At 43.4% G+C, this 20449-nt stretch carries 15 protein-coding genes; 13 read left to right on the forward strand and 2 right to left on the reverse strand.

Annotated elements, in window-relative coordinates; all coding sequences use genetic code 11:
• The 7 genes from MUP17_00575 to MUP17_00605 form a co-directional block, all read left to right on the forward strand.
• Window positions 1-1263 (forward strand): S8 family peptidase (locus tag MUP17_00575; GenBank protein MCJ7457474.1); only part of this gene is annotated, 1263 nt, incomplete at its 5' end.
• 433 nt (window positions 1264-1696) lie between these two features.
• Window positions 1697-3169: a hypothetical protein gene (locus MUP17_00580; protein ID MCJ7457475.1), complete on the forward strand. Its 1473-nt coding sequence runs from the start codon at window positions 1697-1699 to the stop codon at window positions 3167-3169.
• Between the two features lie 33 nt (window positions 3170-3202).
• Window positions 3203-4141: a PorV/PorQ family protein gene (locus MUP17_00585; GenBank protein MCJ7457476.1), complete on the forward strand. Its 939-nt coding sequence runs from the start codon at window positions 3203-3205 to the stop codon at window positions 4139-4141.
• Window positions 4142-4332: 191 nt separating this feature from the next.
• Window positions 4333-5262, forward strand: coding sequence for a PorV/PorQ family protein (locus MUP17_00590; protein ID MCJ7457477.1), 930 nt, complete (start codon window positions 4333-4335; stop codon window positions 5260-5262).
• Between the two features lie 139 nt (window positions 5263-5401).
• The gene (locus tag MUP17_00595; protein ID MCJ7457478.1) at window positions 5402-6532 is read left to right on the forward strand and encodes an isocitrate/isopropylmalate dehydrogenase family protein; all 1131 of its coding nucleotides are present in this window, start codon (window positions 5402-5404) and stop codon (window positions 6530-6532) included.
• Window positions 6533-6691: 159 nt separating this feature from the next.
• A complete protein-coding gene (locus MUP17_00600) occupies window positions 6692-8617 on the forward strand; it encodes a hypothetical protein (protein MCJ7457479.1) in 1926 nt (641 codons plus the stop codon).
• A gap of 394 nt (window positions 8618-9011) precedes the next feature.
• Window positions 9012-10361 carry a pentapeptide repeat-containing protein gene (locus MUP17_00605; GenBank protein ID MCJ7457480.1) on the forward strand — a complete coding sequence of 450 codons (1350 nt, stop codon included), beginning with the start codon at window positions 9012-9014 and terminating at the stop codon, window positions 10359-10361.
• Between the two features lie 135 nt (window positions 10362-10496).
• Here the strand turns inward: MUP17_00605 and MUP17_00610 are convergent, their stop codons facing one another.
• Both MUP17_00610 and MUP17_00615 read right to left on the reverse strand, forming a co-directional pair.
• The gene (locus MUP17_00610; GenBank protein ID MCJ7457481.1) at window positions 10497-10973 is read right to left on the reverse strand and encodes a DinB family protein; all 477 of its coding nucleotides are present in this window, start codon (window positions 10971-10973) and stop codon (window positions 10497-10499) included.
• A gap of 218 nt (window positions 10974-11191) precedes the next feature.
• A complete protein-coding gene (locus MUP17_00615) occupies window positions 11192-12835 on the reverse strand; it encodes a C69 family dipeptidase (GenBank protein ID MCJ7457482.1) in 1644 nt (547 codons plus the stop codon).
• 285 nt (window positions 12836-13120) lie between these two features.
• Here MUP17_00615 and MUP17_00620 point away from each other — a divergent pair, with 285 nt between their 5' ends.
• The 6 genes from MUP17_00620 (at window position 13121) to MUP17_00645 (ending at window position 20307) form a co-directional block, all read left to right on the forward strand.
• Window positions 13121-13357, forward strand: coding sequence for a hypothetical protein (locus MUP17_00620; GenBank protein MCJ7457483.1), 237 nt, complete (start codon window positions 13121-13123; stop codon window positions 13355-13357).
• 179 nt (window positions 13358-13536) lie between these two features.
• Entirely contained in the window at window positions 13537-15561 is a 2025-nt protein-coding gene (ligA, locus tag MUP17_00625) for an NAD-dependent DNA ligase LigA (GenBank protein MCJ7457484.1), read from the forward strand.
• Window positions 15562-15587: 26 nt separating this feature from the next.
• On the forward strand, window positions 15588-16220 hold the full coding sequence (locus MUP17_00630; protein MCJ7457485.1) for a hypothetical protein: 633 nt from the start codon (window positions 15588-15590) through the stop codon (window positions 16218-16220).
• Between the two features lie 270 nt (window positions 16221-16490).
• Entirely contained in the window at window positions 16491-16925 is a 435-nt protein-coding gene (locus MUP17_00635; GenBank protein ID MCJ7457486.1) for an EamA family transporter, read from the forward strand.
• A 256-nt stretch (window positions 16926-17181) separates the two neighbouring features.
• Window positions 17182-18888 (forward strand): DNA polymerase/3'-5' exonuclease PolX, encoded by a 1707-nt coding sequence (polX, locus tag MUP17_00640; GenBank protein MCJ7457487.1) that lies wholly within the window; start codon window positions 17182-17184, stop codon window positions 18886-18888.
• A 363-nt stretch (window positions 18889-19251) separates the two neighbouring features.
• Window positions 19252-20307, forward strand: a complete 1056-nt coding sequence (locus tag MUP17_00645; GenBank protein ID MCJ7457488.1) for an AI-2E family transporter — start codon at window positions 19252-19254, stop codon at window positions 20305-20307.
• Window positions 20308-20449 lie beyond the last annotated feature (142 nt).

Genomic DNA, 20449 nt, shown 5'->3' on the forward strand with positions numbered 1-20449 from the left:
CCAGAGTATAAAAAGAGCTTAGTTCCAGAAATCCTGGATTATGGAGCTTCTTATGCTCAGCTTCTGCAGATTCACGTTCCTGAACTGCACAGATTAGGTTATACAGGCAAGGGGATAAGGATCGGGATGCTGGATACCGGTTACTTTTTGCATCATCGAGCATTTCAGTATCTGCTCGATTCGAACCGGATTGTAGCCACTCGTGATTTCATAAACGGAGGAATTTATGTGGAAGATCCAGCAGGTCAGCAAACTATTCATGGGACTTACACTTTATCAGCTTTAGCCGGTTATGTGCCGGATACTTTGATTGGACCGGCATATAACTCTGAATTCGTTTTAGCCAAGACAGAAATCGTAAACCAGGAGATTCAAATTGAAGAAGATCACTGGGTAGCAGGGATTGAATGGGAAGAAAGTTTAGGCGTGGATATAGTCTCCTCCTCCTTGGGGTACAACCGTTTCGATGATAGCACCGGTTATACCTGGGCAGACCTTGACGGCCACACGGCTGTAGTGACCATCGCGGCGGAGATGGCAGTTTCCAAAGGGGTGATAGTGGTAAATGCAGCCGGGAACGAAAGGAATACCCCCTGGCATTATATAATCGCTCCCGCAGACGGCGACAGCGTGATTGCAGTCGGGGCAGTTGATTTGAATGGAAATATTGCATCATTCAGCTCGGCTGGTTTCCCTTGGGATTTTCAAAAAGGGAAGATAAAACCGGATGTGTGTGCCTGTGGTGTGGGGACTTACTGTGCTGATGCTGGAGGTGGTTATGCTTATGTAAATGGAACATCCCTTTCGACTCCTCTGGTGGCTGGTACGTGCGCCCTTGTACTTCAGACTGACACGACTTTAAAACCGATGCAGTTGAGGGATAGATTGTGGAGGACTGCCTATGGGGTTTCTTCTCCGGATACCCTGTATGGCTACGGGATAGTCGATGCAGTTAGGGCAGCCGGGTTCAATTATGCCTTAGCTCAGACCGAGAAAAAAATCTTTGCCTTTCCTAACCCGTTTGAAGATGACCTCACTATCCTTGTGAAGGCTTCTCAGACTTCGCAGGTTCAGTTCTCGATCTTCAATGCCGCAGGCGAAAAGGTCTTGAAGAGCAATCCCTCTCTTTATGATGCGGAAAATTACGTATTCTTCTGGAACGGGAAAAACGAGAGGGACGAGGAAATTGCTTCCGGAGTCTATCTGGTTAAGGTGGACATAGATGGCAATTCGGAGATAATCAAGGTGTTTAAGAATAGATAACGGATGACGGATAAAAAAGTTCAAAGTTTCAATAGTTCAAGGGAGAAAAAAAATATATTCTTGATGATGGGTTTCGAAGGACGAATAATGGATAAAAAATGTAGGGGTGGGGTTACCCCGACCAAACTCATAATAGACGGAGGGCGAGGAAACCTCACCCCTACAAATCGTCGGTATATAACCAAGGGTGGCACCCTCAAACTTGTTTGAGGGTGGATCTCTTACAAAGAATCCAATTAAAATCTTGACAAAAAAAGATTTTATGTTTTATTAATCTAAACGGAGGTCGCCTATAGAGCTTGTTTAAAGATTTGGTTTTACCGTTTTTAACGGAAAGGAAAAGGAACCTTATTTATGGGCGATAATTTTAACAGCCGAAAAATCTATTCGGCTTTTTTTATGACAAGGAATCAATAACAAAACGGAGGGTTGAATGAGTTTTAACAAAAAAATCACCTTATTATTAACTCTCTTTTTGCTGGCGCCTTGTCTGAGCATGGCCGGGGACTACATCAATTACTCCCTGGAGACCCCAGCTTCAGGACTGGCTGGCAATAGTGTGGTGGAGATTGTCTGGGATGGGTATTATCTCTGGGTTGGGACTGGCAGCGGCCTTAGCAGGTCATCAGATGGCGGCACTACCTGGCAGACTTCTGACCATACTAACGGCTTAAACCAGGACGGGATTTCAGCTATAGCTTTTAAAGAAAAAGATTCGACCATATGGGTTGCTACTTCCTATACCCAGATCATTGATGGAGTTCCTATTCCTTTCGGAAGCGGGTTTAACCAGACCAAAAGAGATATTATCAGTTGGGCTTCATCTCAACCAGAACAGGCAAGCAGCGTAGGGAAGCTGGCTTACGATTTAGCTATTTCCGACACCACGGTCTGGGCAGGCTGCTTTTACGGCGGACTGATTCGGTTCAAGGATGAAGGGGTAACCTGGGAAAATGTTTTTATAGATTCTGTTTCCAGATATGATTACGAAAACGGGCTATACCAGGATTTCCGCAACCGGGTTTTCGCGGTTACGACAGACCATTCTGACCCTGACCCCGATACTACTTTCATCTTGTCAGGGACTGCGGCGGGAATATTCAAATTCGTTTACACTACAGCAGATACCGCAGATACAGTCATAGCTTATCAGCATGATGATACTATTTCGACTACCATTTCCGGCAATTTCGTGATCTCACTGGGAGTTCAGAAATTCGGAAACAACAGGAAAATAATCTGGGCAGGGACTCAGCCCACCTATAGCGGTAACTATGCGGCAAGCTTCACCACAGACCAGGGAGCTACCTGGTACCAGACTCTGGCAGGGGACAAAATCTGGAACTTCGATTTTAAGGATTCAGTTGTGTGGGCAGCTACCAGCTCCGGACTCAAAAGGTCGACTGATTTAGGGGCTTCCTGGAAAGTATTTAATTATATGCAGGATAAAGACCGACCGGACCAGCAGATTTTAAGCACGGAGTTTTACGCTGTCAGATTAGTCGGAGATACAATCTGGGCTGGGAATTTCGATGGCCTGGTCAAGAGCACAGACGATGGAATATCCTGGAAGGTATACAGGTCTTTTGCTAACATAGGATCGCCTCAAGCAACAAGCTCTTATGCTTATCCGAATCCCTTTTCACCGATGCTCGCCAATCAGGGAGTAAGGATTCATTACAAGCCGGATGCGGATGGGGAAGTAACCATAAAAATCTATGATTTTGAGATGAAATTGGTCAAAACTGTCTTAGAAAATGCCTCCCGTGCCGGAGGAGTAGAATACGACCAGGTGTGGGATGGCAAAAACGAGAATGAAGAGATAGTTGCCAATGGAATATACTTTTTCAAAATAGAAGGACCGGGTGGTCAGAAGGAATGGGGCAAGATCGGGGTTATAAAATAATCCTATTGCGGATCTGAGGAAAGGAGTTTAAAAATGATAAAAAAGATTTTTTTGACCATAAGCATCTTACTGATTACCTGTGTCTCTTTAGCCTTTGGTGCCACTGGTGACGGAGGATATGCAGCCGCTTTTTCGAGAATGGGTTTAGGTGCCAGGGCTTTAGGAATGGGTGGTGCTTTTGTGGCGGTAGCAGATGACGGTTTTGCCTCATCTTTTAATCCAGCCGGCTTAGTTCAACTTAAAAGACCCACTTTTAGCGCCAGCTACAGGCTTATGAGTCTTGACCGGAAACTGAGCTACGTCAGTTATCAGCAGCCGATTAAAGGAGGCGCGGCTGTAGGGCTTTACTGGATAAATGCAGGCGTAAGCAATGTTGAGACGAGAGATTACGAGGGAAAGGTCACAGGGGAGTTAACTAACCACGAGAACTTGGTGAACTTCAATTTCGCCAAGAGGATTATTCAGCAGTTTTCCGTTGGTTTGAACATTAGATATTCGCAATCTAACCTTGCCAACCTAGACGCAAACACTGTAGGGTTTGATTTAGGAGTGCTTTTCACGCCATACGAGAAAATCAGGATCGGGCTGGCAGCAGATAATATCGGAATGAAATATTCCTGGAATTCGGGCAAGTACTGGCAGGAGTTTGATCAGGTAGGTACGGATACTAAAGAGGATTTTCCACTTAATTTTAAATTAGGTGGCTCGTATCTCTTATTGAAAGATAGGCTGCTTCTGTCCGCGCAGATGGATAAGAACACCAAGCAGTCGGCCAGAATGCATTTTGGTGCGGAATACCAGGGATTGAAATATTTAGCCGGGAGATTGGGATATAATGATGGCTCCTTCACTTTCGGCTTTGGAATCAATTATAAGGTGAAATCGATAACTTTCGGATTGGATTATGCTTTTATCTCCAGCCAGGTTGGAACAAATCCGGATAATCTGGTTTCGATGGGGATAGAATTTTAGATTAAAGGATGGTAGCCGTAACCTTCAGGTTGCGTTCTCGCAGGTTGAAGTCCAAGAAACGGATCCGTAGCACTTGCTGCTATCGTTCATATAAATGAGGCGTAAAGGGTAGGAGCAGGTTTGAAACCTGCCCCTACAGGCTCTCGCAGGCTAGGGACCTGCGGCTACCGGATTTTCGAATGAGGCGTAAGATGAAAAAGATTTCATTACTTAAATTAGTCTGGAGCATTGTTCTGGTTATTTTGTTGAGGTCGGCTGCTTTTGGGGCAAGCATTCCTGACAAGGCCGGAACATCAGGCTTGTCCTTTCTCAAATTGGGAATCGGAGCCAGGCCTACTGGAATGGGTGAGGCTTTCACCTCCATATCCGGGGATATATTTTCCCTTTACTGGAATCCGGCCGGAGTTGCCCGGCATACCGGGACCGAATTTGCTTTTATGCACAACCAGTGGTTTCAGGATGTGAGCTTAGAATATGCAGCATTTTGCTTCGGTTATAAGAAAAACGTTTTCGGTTTAAGCCTGACTTTAAGCCAGGTAGCAAATTTAGAAAGAAGGGAAGGCCCGACTGAAAATCCGATAAGTTATTTTGACGAACATGACCTGTCTTTGGGTTTTTCCTGGAGTAGAAAGATTAATGACAAATTAGACTTAGGCATCTCCACCAAATTTCTTTATGAGAAGATAGATTTTTCCTCAGCTACCGGACTGGGGTTTGATCTGGGGGGTATTTACTGGTTGAGATCCAACGTCCAGATAGGCGGAGCGATCCTGAACCTGGGCTCAAAGATGAAATTTGAACAGGAAAAATTCAATTTGCCGACCAGTTATAAGATAGGTGCTGCTTATCTGGGGCACGAAAAACATTTCAATGGGGATTTCATTCTGAGCATGGATTTAGTCAAACCAAATGACAATGACCTTAAGGTTCATTTAGGCGGCGAATATACTTATAAGGAAAAATTTACTTTAAGGAGCGGATACCAGATTGGTTATGATGACAAGAACATTTCTCTGGGCCTGGGCTTGAAAATCAAGAAATATGCAATCGACTATGTCTTCGTTCCCTTTAGCTCGGACTTGGGTAATTCTCACAGGATTTCAGTCAATTTAAAGCTCTAAATAATACTGAGGGAGATAATTTGTCGGGCAAAGGTGCCCGGTCTACGAGGTCTAAAAAGAAATCTGTAGCGTCCTCACTCCCGTGAGAACGAAAAACAGATATCGCTACCGTAAAGTCATGGATTCAAAGGAGTAACTAATGCCAAAATATAAGATAGCCTGGCTGCCAGGGGATGGTGTGGGTAAGGATGTAATGGAAGCAACCAAGGTCGTCTTAGATAAAATCAAATTAGATGCAGAATATATTAACGGAGACATAGGCTGGGAATTCTGGTGCAACGAGGGGAATCCTCTGCCGGAAAGGACGATCCAGCTTTTAAAAAATACCGACTGCTGTCTTTTCGGAGCTATCACCTCTAAACCTAAAGAGGAGGCAGAGGCTGAGTTAGTGCCGGCTCTTAAAGGCAAAGGTCTGGTTTATTCCAGCCCGATCGTGAAACTACGCCAGGAATTTAATCTGAGAACCAACTTAAGACCCTGTAAAGCTTATCCGGGTAACCCCTTAAATTACAAAGAGGGGATAGATTTAGTTGTTTTCAGAGAAAATACCGAGGATTTATATTCCGGGGTGGAGTTTCATCCTCTGCCAAAAGAGGTGATGGATTCGCTTTTGAAAAATCATCCGAAGATGAAAAGATTTGCCTCGACTTCTTTAGAGGATATTGCGGTGAGCTTAAGAATAATTACGCGCAAAGCTTCTCAAAACATCATCCGGGATGCTTTTGAATTTGCCAGAAAAAATAAAAGAAAATCTGTAACAGTGGTTGAAAAACCGAATGTCATCCGGGAAACCTCCGGGCTTTTCATCCGGGAAGCACGAAAGATTTCAAAGGAATATCCGGAGATAAAGCTATACGAAGCCAATATCGATGCCATCTGTATGTGGCTTATAAAAAATCCTCTGGATTATGACGTGCTGGTCACCTCCAATATGTTCGGGGATATAATCTCTGACCTGTGCGCCCAGTTAGTAGGCGGATTAGGGTTTGCCTCGAGCGGAAATATCGGAGACGATTATGCAGTATTCGAGCCGACCCACGGCTCAGCTCCCAAGTATGCTGGTCAATACAAAGTCAACCCCATAGCCACCATCTTAGCGGCTAAACTTATGCTGGGCTGGTTAGGTGAAAAAGAGAAAGCAAAAAGGTTAGAAGATGCTATTGCCACAGTGGTGAAAGAAAGCAAAATCAAAACCTATGATATGGGAGGGAAAAATTCTACTCTGGAAGTGGCTGAGGAGATTGCGAGAAAGTTATATTACAATGACTGATGACGAATGACTAATAAAATCAAAAGTTTTGTAGGGGAGGGGCTTGTTGAGCTTGGAGAAATCCCGCTCCTGCGGGGTCCCCTCCCGATCGGTGGCACACTCAAACTGGTTTGAGGGCGCGTCATTAAATGTGAGAAGCAGGTTATTCAAGGAGAAAACATGATAAAAGCACCAAAAGGTTTTGGAATATTTGTAATATCCTCTGCTCTTATGTTTCTTTTACTTCCACTCGCAATTAATTCTGAAATTCAGAATTCTGGTAGCCAAGAAGTTAGATCCATAACGAAATCTTTTGATTTTTCTACAATTTCAATGTCCCTAGATTCCCTTTTTAATATCAAAATCAATTCTGATCTAACCACTCAGATTCAGAATGAGGAACAGGTGGTTATAAATCCTCTTAACAAAGATAATGTGGTTGCGGTATGGAGGGATTTCAGGTATGGGTACAGGAGGGTGGGAGTCGGTCGTAGCAGTGATGGGGGAAGGACCTGGACAGATGTTCTTTTTAATAATGCTTATGGTAGTTTCCCCTGGCACAGCGATCCGGGTTTGACTGTGGACAGAAATGGAAATTTCTATTCAGTAGTTTTAGGGGTAGATCCTGGAGGAAACCAGAGCGAGATATTGGTTTTCAAATCAACTGATGGAGGGAGTAGCTGGGGGATTCCAGTCTCAGCCGTGCCTCCAAGTGTAGGTATTTTTGAGGATAAAGAGCTTATGGCTTGTGACCGGACTGGTGGTCCTTATGATGGAAACCTCTATATTGCCTGGGCAAGATTTTACAGCACCTATAACCAGATCTATTTTGTCCGTTCAACTAACGGAGGGAGTAGTTTCGAAACACCTCAGCAAATCGGAGATTTAAGCTCTGTTCAATGGCCAGTTCCTGCAGTCGGTCCGAATGGCGAAGTCTATGTTGCCTGGGTAGGATTCAGCACCAGTGCTTTGAAGCTGGATAAATCTACAGACGGCGGGGTTACCTTTGGAGTTGACAGGACTATTCAGCCACTCTCATTTGTGATGGGTACGTTAAACGGTGGAGTCCTTACTTTCTCTTATCCAGCTATGGATGTAGATATCAGCAATAGCCCTTACCGGGGGAATGTTTATGTAGCCTATGGAGATTATGGCACAGATGGGAGCCTGGATATGTTCTTCACCCTTTCCACTGATGGAGGAATCACCTGGAGTTCTAAAAAGAGGATAAATGATGACCCTTCAGGAAACCGGGCGGATCAGTTTCATCCTTGGTTAGCAGTTGATCAGAAAGGGGTGATAAGCGTTATCTTCTATGACCGCAGAAACGACCCTTACAATTACCTGATGGACGTTTATTTAACTCACTCTTTTGATGGCGGGCTGACTTTCACTCCTAACCGGCGAATAACCACAGTCTCCTCAGACCCCAGAGCCGGGTCTTTAGCCGGTGAATTTAGTAAGGTCTCCCTGAAAATGCCAGCCGGGTTGATTGGGGAATATAACGGTTTAGCCACTTGGGATAGTTACTTAAATGCAGTCTGGACCGATACGCGTGAAGGTAATCAAAACGTTTATACTACAGCTCTGAGATATTTCCCCCCTCCTTCTGCTTTTTCTCTTTTATTTCCGCTTGATCAGGACTCTATCTTTGCTGAGAGCTTGACTTTCAACTGGGAGCAGTCTTTAGATACCCTCCCAGGGCATACAGTTAACTATGATTTATATCTTTCCAAATCAGCGGTTTTCCGTTCTGAATCCACGACAGTTTATACCGGTCTGAGTCAGACTTTATTTCATCGGGACACTTTAAAGACTGGGCCAATCTATTACTGGAAGGTGAAAGCCTCAGATAATTTCGGAATGGAAAGATGGTCCAATCAATCCAGAAGCTTTTATCGGTATATGCCTGGAGATACTAATGGTGACGGAAAGTACACCGTCTCTGATGCAGTTTTTCTTGTCAATTATCTATTCAAAGCAGGAAAAGCGCCTGTGCCTCTGGGAGCAGGGGATGCAAATTGCAGCAATGATGTTACTGTGGCGGATATTGTCTACTTAGTCAATTATCTCTTCAAGGGTGGACCGGTACCGTGCATACCTTGAAAGATAATTACAAATGACAGATATAAGGTGACAGATAACAATTATCTTCTCTTGGTTTCTATTTTTGGTGATAAAGGGAAATAAAGTGAGTTAGAAAAAGCTTGACAGGCTAAAAAATAGAAATTACTTCTCACTCAAGGAATGTGGTAACTCTTATAGTTCTGAAGCCTTATGTCTCTTGATTTAATATCAAACTTACGGGTTCCAAATTTACTATCCTATTCGTTTAGTTGTAAAAATATAAAAAACACAATATTAAGTGAAGAAAATAACTAACTTCAATACCTCGAGGTCACACAAAAAACGAATAAAGGCTGCAATTAGATTATTCGGATATTTAGTGATATTTATCCTTATCTTTTCGTGGTTTATCCCTTCAATTAGAGCAGCTCAAATGCTTGATTTTTCAGGCAAAACGTTCAGAGAATCTCTCGATAGCAACTTTTGGATGCGCTATCCTCAGCAATGTATCGCTTTCAAATGGCGGTCACCTTCACGGTCATCTGTAGCTTTTCTATGCCCAATTTATTTTGAAAAAGCTCACTTTGAGTCACCGGTGGATTTCTTTTTGGCGGATTTTTATTCTGATGCGAGTTTTGTCACGGCAACTTTTGATTCTTGGACCAATTTTTTTAGTGCCTTGTTTCATTCCAAGACTTCTTTTACTGGCACGACTTTTTATTCTTTTGTTGATTTTTCTAGTGCTAACTTTGATTCTAGTGTTGACTTTTTTGGCGCCGCCTTTCATTTTGATTCTCACTTTTCAAATGCGACTTTCAGTTCTGGAGTTTCTTTTTGGCGAGCGGCTTTTCATTCTAAAGCTGATTTCTGGAAAGCAACTTTTGATTCTTTGGCATATTTTAAGGAAACAACCTTTAATTCCACTGCTAATTTTTCAATGGCAACGTTTGAGTCTACGGCTGATTTCTCCGGTGCATCTTTTGGTCCATCAGCTAACTTCAAGGCGGCGAAGTTCCAAGGCAATATCTGGTTTTTCAATGCGACTCTGCCCGACTCGTTAGATTTTAGGCACGTTACTGATGTTGCGAAAGAGATTGACTTTACTCTTTCTTACCCTCCTCGTGGAGGAGATAAGTGCAAGATCGCTCTTTTCGGAGCAGATATCAGCAAAATTAAACTCAGCATGGAGCTTTTTGAGTTGTGGTTCCCTGCTGATACCACTATTAGAACAGGGGATCACCCAGACACTATAATTAGTAATATTAGTTACGATAAACGAGTCAGTGTCTACGAACAAGTGCTGAAGAAACTCAAAGATGAAGGTTTGATGCAAAGCTATGAAATATTGGATATCGAATATCGCCAATTGAAATATCGACATAAGGGTGGTATTAACTGGTATGTCCTCAATACTTTTCAGTACTGGTGGTGGAATTATGGATACAACAAAGAGCGTGTATTCTTATGGAGTATAATATTTTGGCTAATTTTTTCATTCGTTAATTCTAGATTATATTGCGAACTAAATGAGAATGTATATTCAATTACTTTTTTAGATAAGATACAAAACAACGAATTGTCAAAAGTTAAAAGAGTAATATATTACTTGCTGCAGGTAGTAACTTATACAGCGATTGTATTCTTTGGTTTGAAAATGGATGTGGCGAAATTCAAGAAAGGTGTAATTAGACAACATCCTTGGCTATTTGCCTATTTGATGATTGTATATATTGTCGGGATAGTTTGCTTAGGTTTTATTGTTAACATTATTTTTACACTATAGGCATTAATGAGGAGTTTCTCTGATTAGATCACGAGATAAAAACATTTTTCAGATTTATAAAAGTTAGTAGCCGCAGACTTCAGTCTGCGGTATTATTCTGTAGGGGCACGTTGCGCCGTGCCCCTGCTTTTATTTCTAAATCTTCGGGGGTGCAATCCCTAGTATCCTTAGATATTGATTGATCTGGCTTCGATGGTGGATATCGTGTTCCAGTAAATGGGTGAAAATCCAGTATCCATCCAAGCTGTGAGTTTTACCCTCGTGCTCTATCTTATAGGTTTTACCCAGGACTTCGGACGGCTCCGAGAATAATCGCTCCATTCTTTCCCAGTGAGTTTCAAGATAGTGAGCTATAGTTTCTTTAGCAGGGGAGGGTTTGTCAGCATAGGCGCGCCCAGTCAAGGTTTTACCTTTCATTACCTCGTCGTACCACCAATCAGAGGCTTCGGAGATGTGAATGAATAACTTGCCCAGTGGAATCATCTTGTCTGCAGGTGCCCAGTCGAGCTTATCTATCGGAGCAAGCTCTAAAGCCTGGTTTAAAGTTGGCTTGAGACTTTCTCTCCAGAATTTCATCTGGTACTCAAGCAGGGGGTTATTTTGTGAGAGCATATTACCTCCTTTTGGTTATATAGCTTAGTGTTTCAAGGAGCATCCCCAAACAGAGTTTGGGGGTGAGCTACCTTATTCACCTTTCAATCGAAATTGATTAAATGTGGACGTCGGGTCCCCTGACCCGACGCAGAATAAATTTGACTTGCCTGGTCAGGAGACTTGGCAAGCACTGTAGTTTATCAAGCATCAGCAAGCTGATGCACTCCTTTTCATTCTCAATCTTTTGGCTCCCATTCAGGCATGTCTGCCCGTTTGGGCTTTAACCTGAACTGGTCAGGGTTTGATTTCAAGACCTCTCTCAACCAATTATCTGGATAACCTTTTTCCTCTGGCTCGCCGGTTTCGTCCTGGACATAGCCATCATTGTACTTGGTAACCAGATGCTCGCCTAACTCTTTCCATCTGGATACTACCATCTCAGCATTCTCAACTGAATAGTCGGTCAAATATCGAGTCAACAGCTTTTGGTCTTTTTTTTCAAGTTCCAATGCAGTTTTTTCCATTGTTGGCTGCAGGGAAAGGAAATTTCCTTCGATGTCCTTCTGCACTGCCTGAATCTCTGGCAGCATATAGGAATATTTCAGATTGGCATAATTTGCCACGAAGTTGAAGACCCACCAGGCTGATTCCCAGGAGAATTTGTTCAAGCTGCCTACTGTGAAAGACTTTGGAACTGTATCGATGCCGCAGTAAAAAGGTATATAACAGGAGGTGTAAGTATCATCCAGTCCATACCAGAGAACGCCTCCTATAGGGTCCGGGAGCCAGGAACGGGATTGAGAGACGAATGAAAATGCGGTCTGAGGAGTCGAAATCGGACGCTCCCAGCCGTATTCGACACTGTCAACCATCCAGGTAATAGGGCGGCTTCGATTCGGATTTCCATACGGACCAGCATCGATCCCTTTGGTCAGGTCATAAGGTGTTCCTTCATAATGGTCACGCATAAGGGCGAAAACATCTTTCACGGACAATTTCCTATCAGGCTTAATCCACAAAGGATAAGGTTTTGCTCCTTCGATTCCGCGATGATAATCTGGAGAAAAGTTCTGTGAGGGTGCTGCTCTGCGGAAGATGCTCCAGACTCGCGTATCAGCTAACCTTTTATTCTTTGCGTCAGCAGGACAATAGGCATCACAGAAGCGGAAGGGCTTACCAGATTTCGGGTCATAATAACCCTTTTCAACTGCAAAAGAGATAACATTTTCAGAATACAAGCAGTTCTTCGGGTCTTTCAAAGGGAACTCCCCGATTCTGGATTTATTAGCATGGCAGGAGATATAACCATCCGGAATTCTTAAAGCCACCCATTCTGCTCCCTTACCGCCTTTTCCTGGACCGATCATCTCCAGAATCCATGCCTCTTTGGTATCAGCTATGGAGAATGATTCTCCTGTGGAACGGTACCCATAGTCTGCCATAAGCTCGGTTATCACCTTTATTGCCTCCCTGGCGGTTTTTGCCAGCTCCAGTGCGAGCTGTATCAGGTCCCAGTAATGCAAAAGCCCCTCCGGATTCTGCAATTCCTCACGCCCGTCAAAAGTAGTCTCGCCAATTGTCAATTGATGCTCGTTCATCAAACCAACCACAGCATAAGTGTGCGGGACCTGTTTTATCTTGCCGCGCACCTTTCCGGACCAATCCCTAATCTCAAGAGAATCCCCGGGCTTATGGTCTGCCGCAAGAGTGTACTCCAGATGCGAATGAAACTCCCCATCGCAAGTATAGGTTATCATAACAGCCCCATCCTCTGAAGCTCCTTTAGACACCAGAAGGCTGGTGCACGGGTCCACCTGGGAAATAAAAGCAAAAAGGAAAAGATAGATGCAAACAGTTATTAGAAAGTATAGTCTCTTCATAAATCACCTCTCAATTGTTTACCGTAAAGTTTACTTTAAGGAATTCTCGCTCTCAAAGAAAATTCCGGGATTGTTTCGACTCAAATAAGATACAAACCTTTCTTGAGAAATCAAGGTAAAATCTGGCTTTAATATTCAGGAAAGTTCGTGGAATTCAAGCAAGAATGCTGCTTCTATCTAAACCGACACAATTGACTACGCCAAAGGTTATATCTTTTTTATTTGACTTTGTTTCAGTTCCTGAATAGATTATAGCCGATAACAAACCAAAAACGGAGGGATAGAATGGAAGAACAGCCCCAGGAAAAAGAGAAACTGCCGGAAGAAAAAGCGGAGCATAAAGAGGGAAAAGCCGGTAAAGAAAAACATGAAAGACTGAAACAAGAGCATGTCATCGAATCCCAGTTCAAAGAAAAAATCAAAGATTTCAGAAGGGATATGACCAAGCACGGTAAGCACCTTTTCGATCGCAAGAGGAAAGACAAATTCTTGGGCGGGACCAAGGGAAGAAGAGGGGGCTGAGAAATCTTAAAGGGGTCACTAAGAAATAAAGATTCGCAGGGCTGGGAGCCCTGCCTACGATACTCAAAAAAAGTTAGATATTTAAGAGAATGTGTGGAGTGTAAACCTTTAGGTTTACCTACTGAGTTAGTGCATTAAGAAAAGTAAAGCTGAAGCTTTACACTCCAATAGAAATTGTTATGCCCAAAATCGATGAGAAAACAAGAAAGAAAATCCAAGAGCTCAGGGAGAAGATAAACTATCATAATTACCTGTATTATGTTTTAGACTCGCCTGAAGTCTCGGATGCGGAATATGACCGTCTTTTTGATGAGTTAGTCGAGTTAGAGAAAAAATACCCTGAGCTGGTCACACCTGATTCTCCTACCCAGAGGATTGGTGCACCCCCTTTAACCGAATTCAAAACCGTCAAGCATTCTCTTCCGATGCTGAGCTTGAACAAAGCTACAACTGAAGAGGAGCTTTCGGATTTTCACCGGCGGGTGCTGGAATTATCCGGTTTACCTGAGTCCAAGATAGAATACACAGCTGAGCCGAAGTTCGATGGATTAGCCATTGAGTTAGTCTATGTCGATGGAGTTTTGAAGCAAGGCTCTACCCGTGGGGATGGGTATGTGGGTGAAGATGTTACCTTAAACCTTAAGACCGTGAAAACAATTCCAATGAAGCTTCTGGCTAAGAAAACGACCATGCCTAAACTGCTGGAGGTCAGGGGTGAGGTCATTATGACCAAATCTGAGCTGGAAAAACTGAACAAGGAAAGAGAGAAGAACGGAGAGCCTTTGTTTGCCAATCCGCGTAATGCTGCCGCAGGCTCAGTTAGACAACTTAATTCCAAGATAACCGCATCCCGGCATCTGACTTCCTTTGTTTACGGCACAGGCCAGGTTCAGGGGAAAAAGCTTTCAACACAGTTTGAAACCATCCAGTATCTCAGAGACCTGGGATTTCATCTGAGCCAGGATATGAAATTGTGCAAAAGCTTAGAAGAGATCAAAGGCTATTACCAGAAGATTTTATCCTTGAGGAACGGACTGGATTATGAGCTGGATGGAGTTGTCATAAAGGTCAATGATTTCAAGCTGCAGAAAAAGTTAGGAGAGCTTTCGCGCGGCCCCAGATGGGCAGTTGCCTGGAAATTTCCTCCCCAGCAGGAGACCACCAAGATAAAAGATATTTTGGTAAATGTCGGAAGAACCGGTGCCTTGACTCCCGTAGCGATTTTGGAGCCAGTGAGAGTTGGTGGGGTGGAGATTTCACGCGCTACCCTGCACAATGAAGATGAGATCAATAAAAAAGATATTAAGATAGGAGATACGGTACTGGTTCAGAGGGCTGGAGATGTAATCCCCGAAGTGGTTATGGTAATAAAAAACAAAAGGAATGGAAAGGAAAGAAAATTTGTGTTTCCGGACAAGTGTCCGGTTTGCGGCTCTAAAGTAGAAAGACCACCGGGAGAAGCAGTGCACAGATGCACTGGAATTGCCTGTCCTGCTCAGTTAAAAGAGAGGATTTCCCATTTTGCCTCCAAAGGCGGGATGGATATGGAAGGGCTGGGGTATAAGTTCATCGAGCAGATGGTTGATCTGGGAATGGTCAAAGATCCGGCTGACTTATATTATCTGACCGAAAAAGACCTGCTTGACAAGATGGAGAGAATGGGACCAAAATTAGCTCAGAATTTAATTGACGCCATAAATAAGAGTAAAAACGCGGATCTGCCGCACTTGACATTCGCTCTGGGAATAAGAAACGTGGGTGAGCATATGGCATCTGTTTTAGCGCGTGAATTCAAATCTCTGGATAATTTAGCCAGACAGTCAGTTGAAGATTTAACTTCAGTCTTCGAGATAGGTCCAGTGGTGGGGGAGAGCATTTACAATTTCTTTCACGATGAGAAAAATCAGAAAGTACTGGAGAAACTCAAAAAAGCTGGGGTGAAATTTCCTGAGATGAAGGTCAAAACCACGGTCACTCCCTTGACCGGCAAAACCTTCGTCTTAACTGGCGGCTTAGATTCTTTTACCAGAGATGAAGCTAAAAAGATAATCGAAGATATGGGCGGTAAGGTATCTTCGTCAGTTAGCAAGAAGACAGATTTTGTGGTAGTGGGGAAAGATCCTGGCTCAAAATTATCTGATGCTCAAAAATTAGGTGTGAAAACTATAAATGAAGAGCAATTAAGAAAGATGATTGGGAAGTAACACTCCCTTAAACAGGGAGGTGTGAGATGAAAAAGATTTTGCCTGTCATAAGTTCGACCCTTATTTTGTTTTCCTTTCAATTAACCGATGCAAAAGAACGTTTCGGCATATTACTGGATTTGGGGCATACGGTTGCCATGAACGACCACTTGAAGCAAGCCACGGCTGGAGGCAAGACCAGTTTTGGATTAGGATTCGAATACATTTTAGGAACTCTTGGTCGAAAATCGCATTCTGCTTTTCTTTTAGGGTTTCAGGTAGGCAGCCTTTCCTTCAAGGGGAACTCAGTAACATTTGCGGCTGACCCTGGTGGGATGAAAACATTACCCCTGACCAGTGACTGGGACTGGACGGCTGGGATAGCCTACTTGAAAGTGCTCATTGACAGGAGCATCGTTACACCTTTTATGAAAATGGGAATAGGAACCTATCATCTAAACCTTGTGGATTTTACAGACGGCGGATCACGAAAGATTTCCGAAAATTATGCTGGTGTGAACGTTGGAGGAGGGTTGGAGTTTTCCTTGAGGCATTTTGCTTTGTTTGCTGAAATTGAGGATAATTTTCTTTTTGATCCCGGTCTGAAGCCACCGGAGGCTTTGCAGGTTGGCTCCAGCGTGATCTTGAATCCCAAGATCGGAGTTGTTTTCAGATTTTAGAGAAGTTCCTGTGTTTGATTGTATCACACTTTGCTGTGCTGTCAGGTGTTACCACCTGACAGCATAACGACGTGTGCACCCCCAAAGCAAGTTTGGGGGTGGCACCCGATAAAGATGGAGAAGCAATGGGGTGGCATCCCCAAATTCATTTGGGGATGGTCGGAAAAAAATGAGAATATTACCTTCGTTGGTGGGGACACCAACGAAGAGCAAATAAAAACAACGAGCGGATGATAACATCCGCTGGGAGCAAAAATAAACAGGAGATATATGCAAGCCTGGCTTATAGGTTCGATATTACTGGCAATCATTTTTGGATTTTTCAATGTCTTTAATAAGATTGCGGCTGGCAAAATCTCTGATTCCTTGGGAGCTTTGCTGGTTGAGTCAACTGCGGTCTTGTGCATATTGCTCTTTTTCATCTACCTCAGCCTGGCAGGCAAGAAGTCGGTCGAGACCACAAGCCAGGGCATTACTTTTTCCATCTTAGCTGGTGTATGCGTGGGAATCGGGTCGGTGCTTTACTTTTTCATTTTCAGGTCAAAAGGCGAGTTGTCAATAGCCGGACCGATAGTCTGGGGAGGGAGTCTTCTGGTGATGGCAATAGCCGGGATTTTGCTTCTCAAGGAGCCTTTTGGCATTCAAAAGCTTTTGGGGATTGCTCTTAGTTTGATAGGACTTTTTCTGCTGGCAGGTAGTAGATAAGTCGGATATTTAATGAATTCAAAACCTGACTAAAGTCAGTTAGAACCTAAACTACAGCGGATGATAACATCCGCCTGGAGCGAGGGATTCTTTAGGTTCACGCTGGATGTTATCATCCAGCGTAGGAAGGAAATTCACAGCTGATTGAGTGGATTAAACGGATTTAATAACAGATTTATCAGCCTCAAGGTCAAATTCGACTTAATTCCAATGATCAGCTGTGAGGGATTTGTTTAACCATTAAACCCTTGTTTTTATGACCAATCAGGATATAGCCAACATATTTTATCACATCGCCGAGATCCTGGAAATCCAGGGGGAAAACCCCTTCAAGATCAGGGCTTATATCAAAGCCGCGCAGACTGTGGAGAGCTACACCAAGGAGCTTTCAGAGATCAAGGATGTGGAGCAGTTGAAGGAGCTTCCCGGAATTGGTGAGAAGGTAGCTTTGAAGATAAAAGAGCTGGTGGAGACCGGGAAACTGGAGATGTATGAGAAGCTGAAAAAATCTGAGATTGCCCCTTTGATCGAGCTTTTGCAGGTACCAGGGTTGGGTCCCAAACATGTGAAGCTGATTTATGACAAGCTGGGGATTAAAACCATAGACCAGCTCGAAAAGGCTGCCAAGGCCGGAAAGTTGAGAGGCCTTCCAGGATTAGGAGAAAAAACCGAGCAGAATATTCTTAAAGGGATTGACCAGGAAAGAAGACACAAGGAAAGATTTCCTCTCGGCGTTATTCTGCCAAGGGCTGAATCTATAGTTTATCAATTGAAACAGGTGAAGGAAGTCAAGGATATAAACCTGGGAGGAAGCATAAGAAGAATGAAAGAGACCATCGGGGACGTTGATATTTTGGTATCCTCCACAAAAGCGAAGAAAGTCTCAGATGCTTTTGTCAAACTTCCAGAGGTGCAAAATATCATATCTGAAGGTGCTACTAAATCCAGTGTGATGACCAAAGACGGCTTTCAGATAGACCTAAGGGTGGTCAAACCGGAATCGTATGGTGCAGCTTTGCACTATTTCACTGGCTCCAAAGCTCATAATATAAGGATAAGATCTTTGGGAATTGACAGGGGTTTGAAAATCAATGAATACGGAGTGTTCAAAGGTAAAAAAAGTATTGCAGGAAAAACTGAGGAGGAGATTTTCAAATCCGTAGGATTACCCTTTATTCCGCCTGAGATCAGGGAAGACTGGGGTGAAATTGAAGCTGCTCAAAAAGGGAAATTACCTCATCTGATCGAACAAAAGGATTTAAAAGGTGACCTGCACATCCATTCCAACTGGACTGATGGCAGAAGCTCAATCGAGGATATGGCATTGGCTGCCCGGAAGATGGGATATCTTTATATGGCTTTGTGCGACCATTCTCCAACTATTGGAATAACCAATGGGCTTACTCCGGAAAGGATTGAAAAACGGAAACAGGAAATAGATAAAGTAAGCCAAAAGCTTAAAGGTTTTGTCATATTAAACGGAGCAGAGGTTGATATAAGGTCCAACGGTAAGATGGATTTTGAGGATGATGTTCTGAAGGAGTTAGAGATAGTCGTTGCTGCGGTCCACACCAAATTCACCCAGCCGAAAGATGAGATGACCAAAAGGATAATCGGTGCGATAGAAAATCCTTATGTGGATATTATCGCTCACCCCACGGGAAGGCTGATCGGCAGGAGAGACCCTTACGAGGTGGACATGGATAAAGTTTTAGATGCAGCTAAAGCCAACCATAAGATTATGGAGTTAAATGCCTATCCAGACAGGCTGGATTTGAACGATTTGCACTGCAGGAAAGCTAAAGAGAAAGGAGTTAAAATAGCAATCTCTACGGATTCTCACTGGACAGAGCATCTTTCCTGGATAAGATACGGGATAGCAACTGCGCGCAGGGGTTGGCTTGAGCCTGAGGATGTGGTGAATACTCTGCCTCTGGAGAAGTTATTGAAACTTTTTCGATGAATATGGGATGTAGGGGCGTATTGCAATACGCCCCTACACTTCAAAAGGGTGCCATACCCAAACTTGTTTGGGGATGCCACCCATCCCATCGAGGAAGGTAACCGCCCATGTGGGCGTATCAGTAATCGGAGCATTGTAACGCAGACTAAAGTCTGCGGCTACCAACTGGATGTTATCATACAGCTCGTAGTGCGACCCTTTAGGGTCGCCATTGCGAGGCTAAAGCCTCGCACTACCTTGAACTGAGGAGTAAAAAAATTCACAGCTGATTGAGCGGATTAAACAGATTCTATAACGGATTTATCAGCCTCAAGGTCAAATTCGACTTAATCATAATAATCAGCTGTGAGGGAGTTTTTTCAAATGCCTGAACCAAAAACTTCTCTAACCTTACAATCAGTAGCCTTACCCTTTTTGGCTCTGGCCGCCTTTACCGCTTTCTGCTATTTTGCCAGCCCGATTTTGATTCCGATTCTTGTTTCCGTCTCTTTAGCCTATATGCTAAGCCCGTTTATTTTTTTCTTAGATCGCCTCAAAATCCCGCATTTTATCTCGGTGCTTTTAGTGGTCTTGGCCAGCCTGGTCATTGTAGGGTTTTTAAGTTACCTGATAATCGGTCAGGCAAATTCCTTTGTTCAGCAGATTCCTGCTTACTGGGATCAGGTCCTCTCATTTCTTGCCCGGCTTAAACAGAATCTGATCGACAGAGGTGCAATCTCTCCAGCCCAGGGACCTGATTTTGAAAACCTGCAATTAAAAAATTTAACCTGGATTTCCAAATATTTAGCCCGGGGCTTAAGCTCGCTACTCTCTTTTGTACTTGGCTCGTTCTTTGTCTTCTTTTTGACGCTTTTTATTCTGAATGAATATCCTTATCTGAAGAAGAAAATCATAAAAGCATTCGGAAGCTCAAATGAGCAGTTAAGTGAAAAGATTCTGACCGAGATAAATCAGCAGATCAGAGGTTTTGTCCTGGTAAAATTCTTCACCACTTTAGCTCTCTCCTTGATTTACTCTCTTGGATTCTTGGTTCTGGGTTTGAATTATGCCTATATCCTAGGACCTTTAGCCGGATTTTTGAATTTAGTTCCCTATATCGGTCCCTTTGTGGGCTTAATCATTCCCCTTGTGGTAGCTGGAATACAATTCCAGTCCTTTTTACCGGTTCTGTGGGTTTTTATCTTTTATGAGGCAATTCAGCTTTTAGAAAGCAACCTGGTCACGCCGAAACTTTTAGAGAATAAGATAAATCTCAACTCCTTAGCTATTCTGATCGCCTCTATGTTCTGGGCATGGCTCTGGGGAGCAATCGGTATCATCTTAGCAGTCCCGATAACAGCCGCCATCAAAGTGGTCTGCGACCATGTGGAATCCCTGAAACCAATAGGAATAATCTTGGGAGGAAAAAAAGAGGAATAGATATTTGTAGATACCGTCTTTCATGTCAAGCTTTGAATAGCTGGGTTAAAAGGTATTTTTTGAGTTAGTATAGCTCTAATCATTATCAGTAATTTTTTCATACAAGCAACCAGGGCCAGCATTTTGGGTTTCCCTTTAGCCA

The sequence above is a fragment of the Candidatus Zixiibacteriota bacterium genome, assembly GCA_022865345.1.
Taxonomy (GTDB): domain Bacteria; phylum Zixibacteria; class MSB-5A5; order MSB-5A5; family RBG-16-43-9; genus RBG-16-43-9.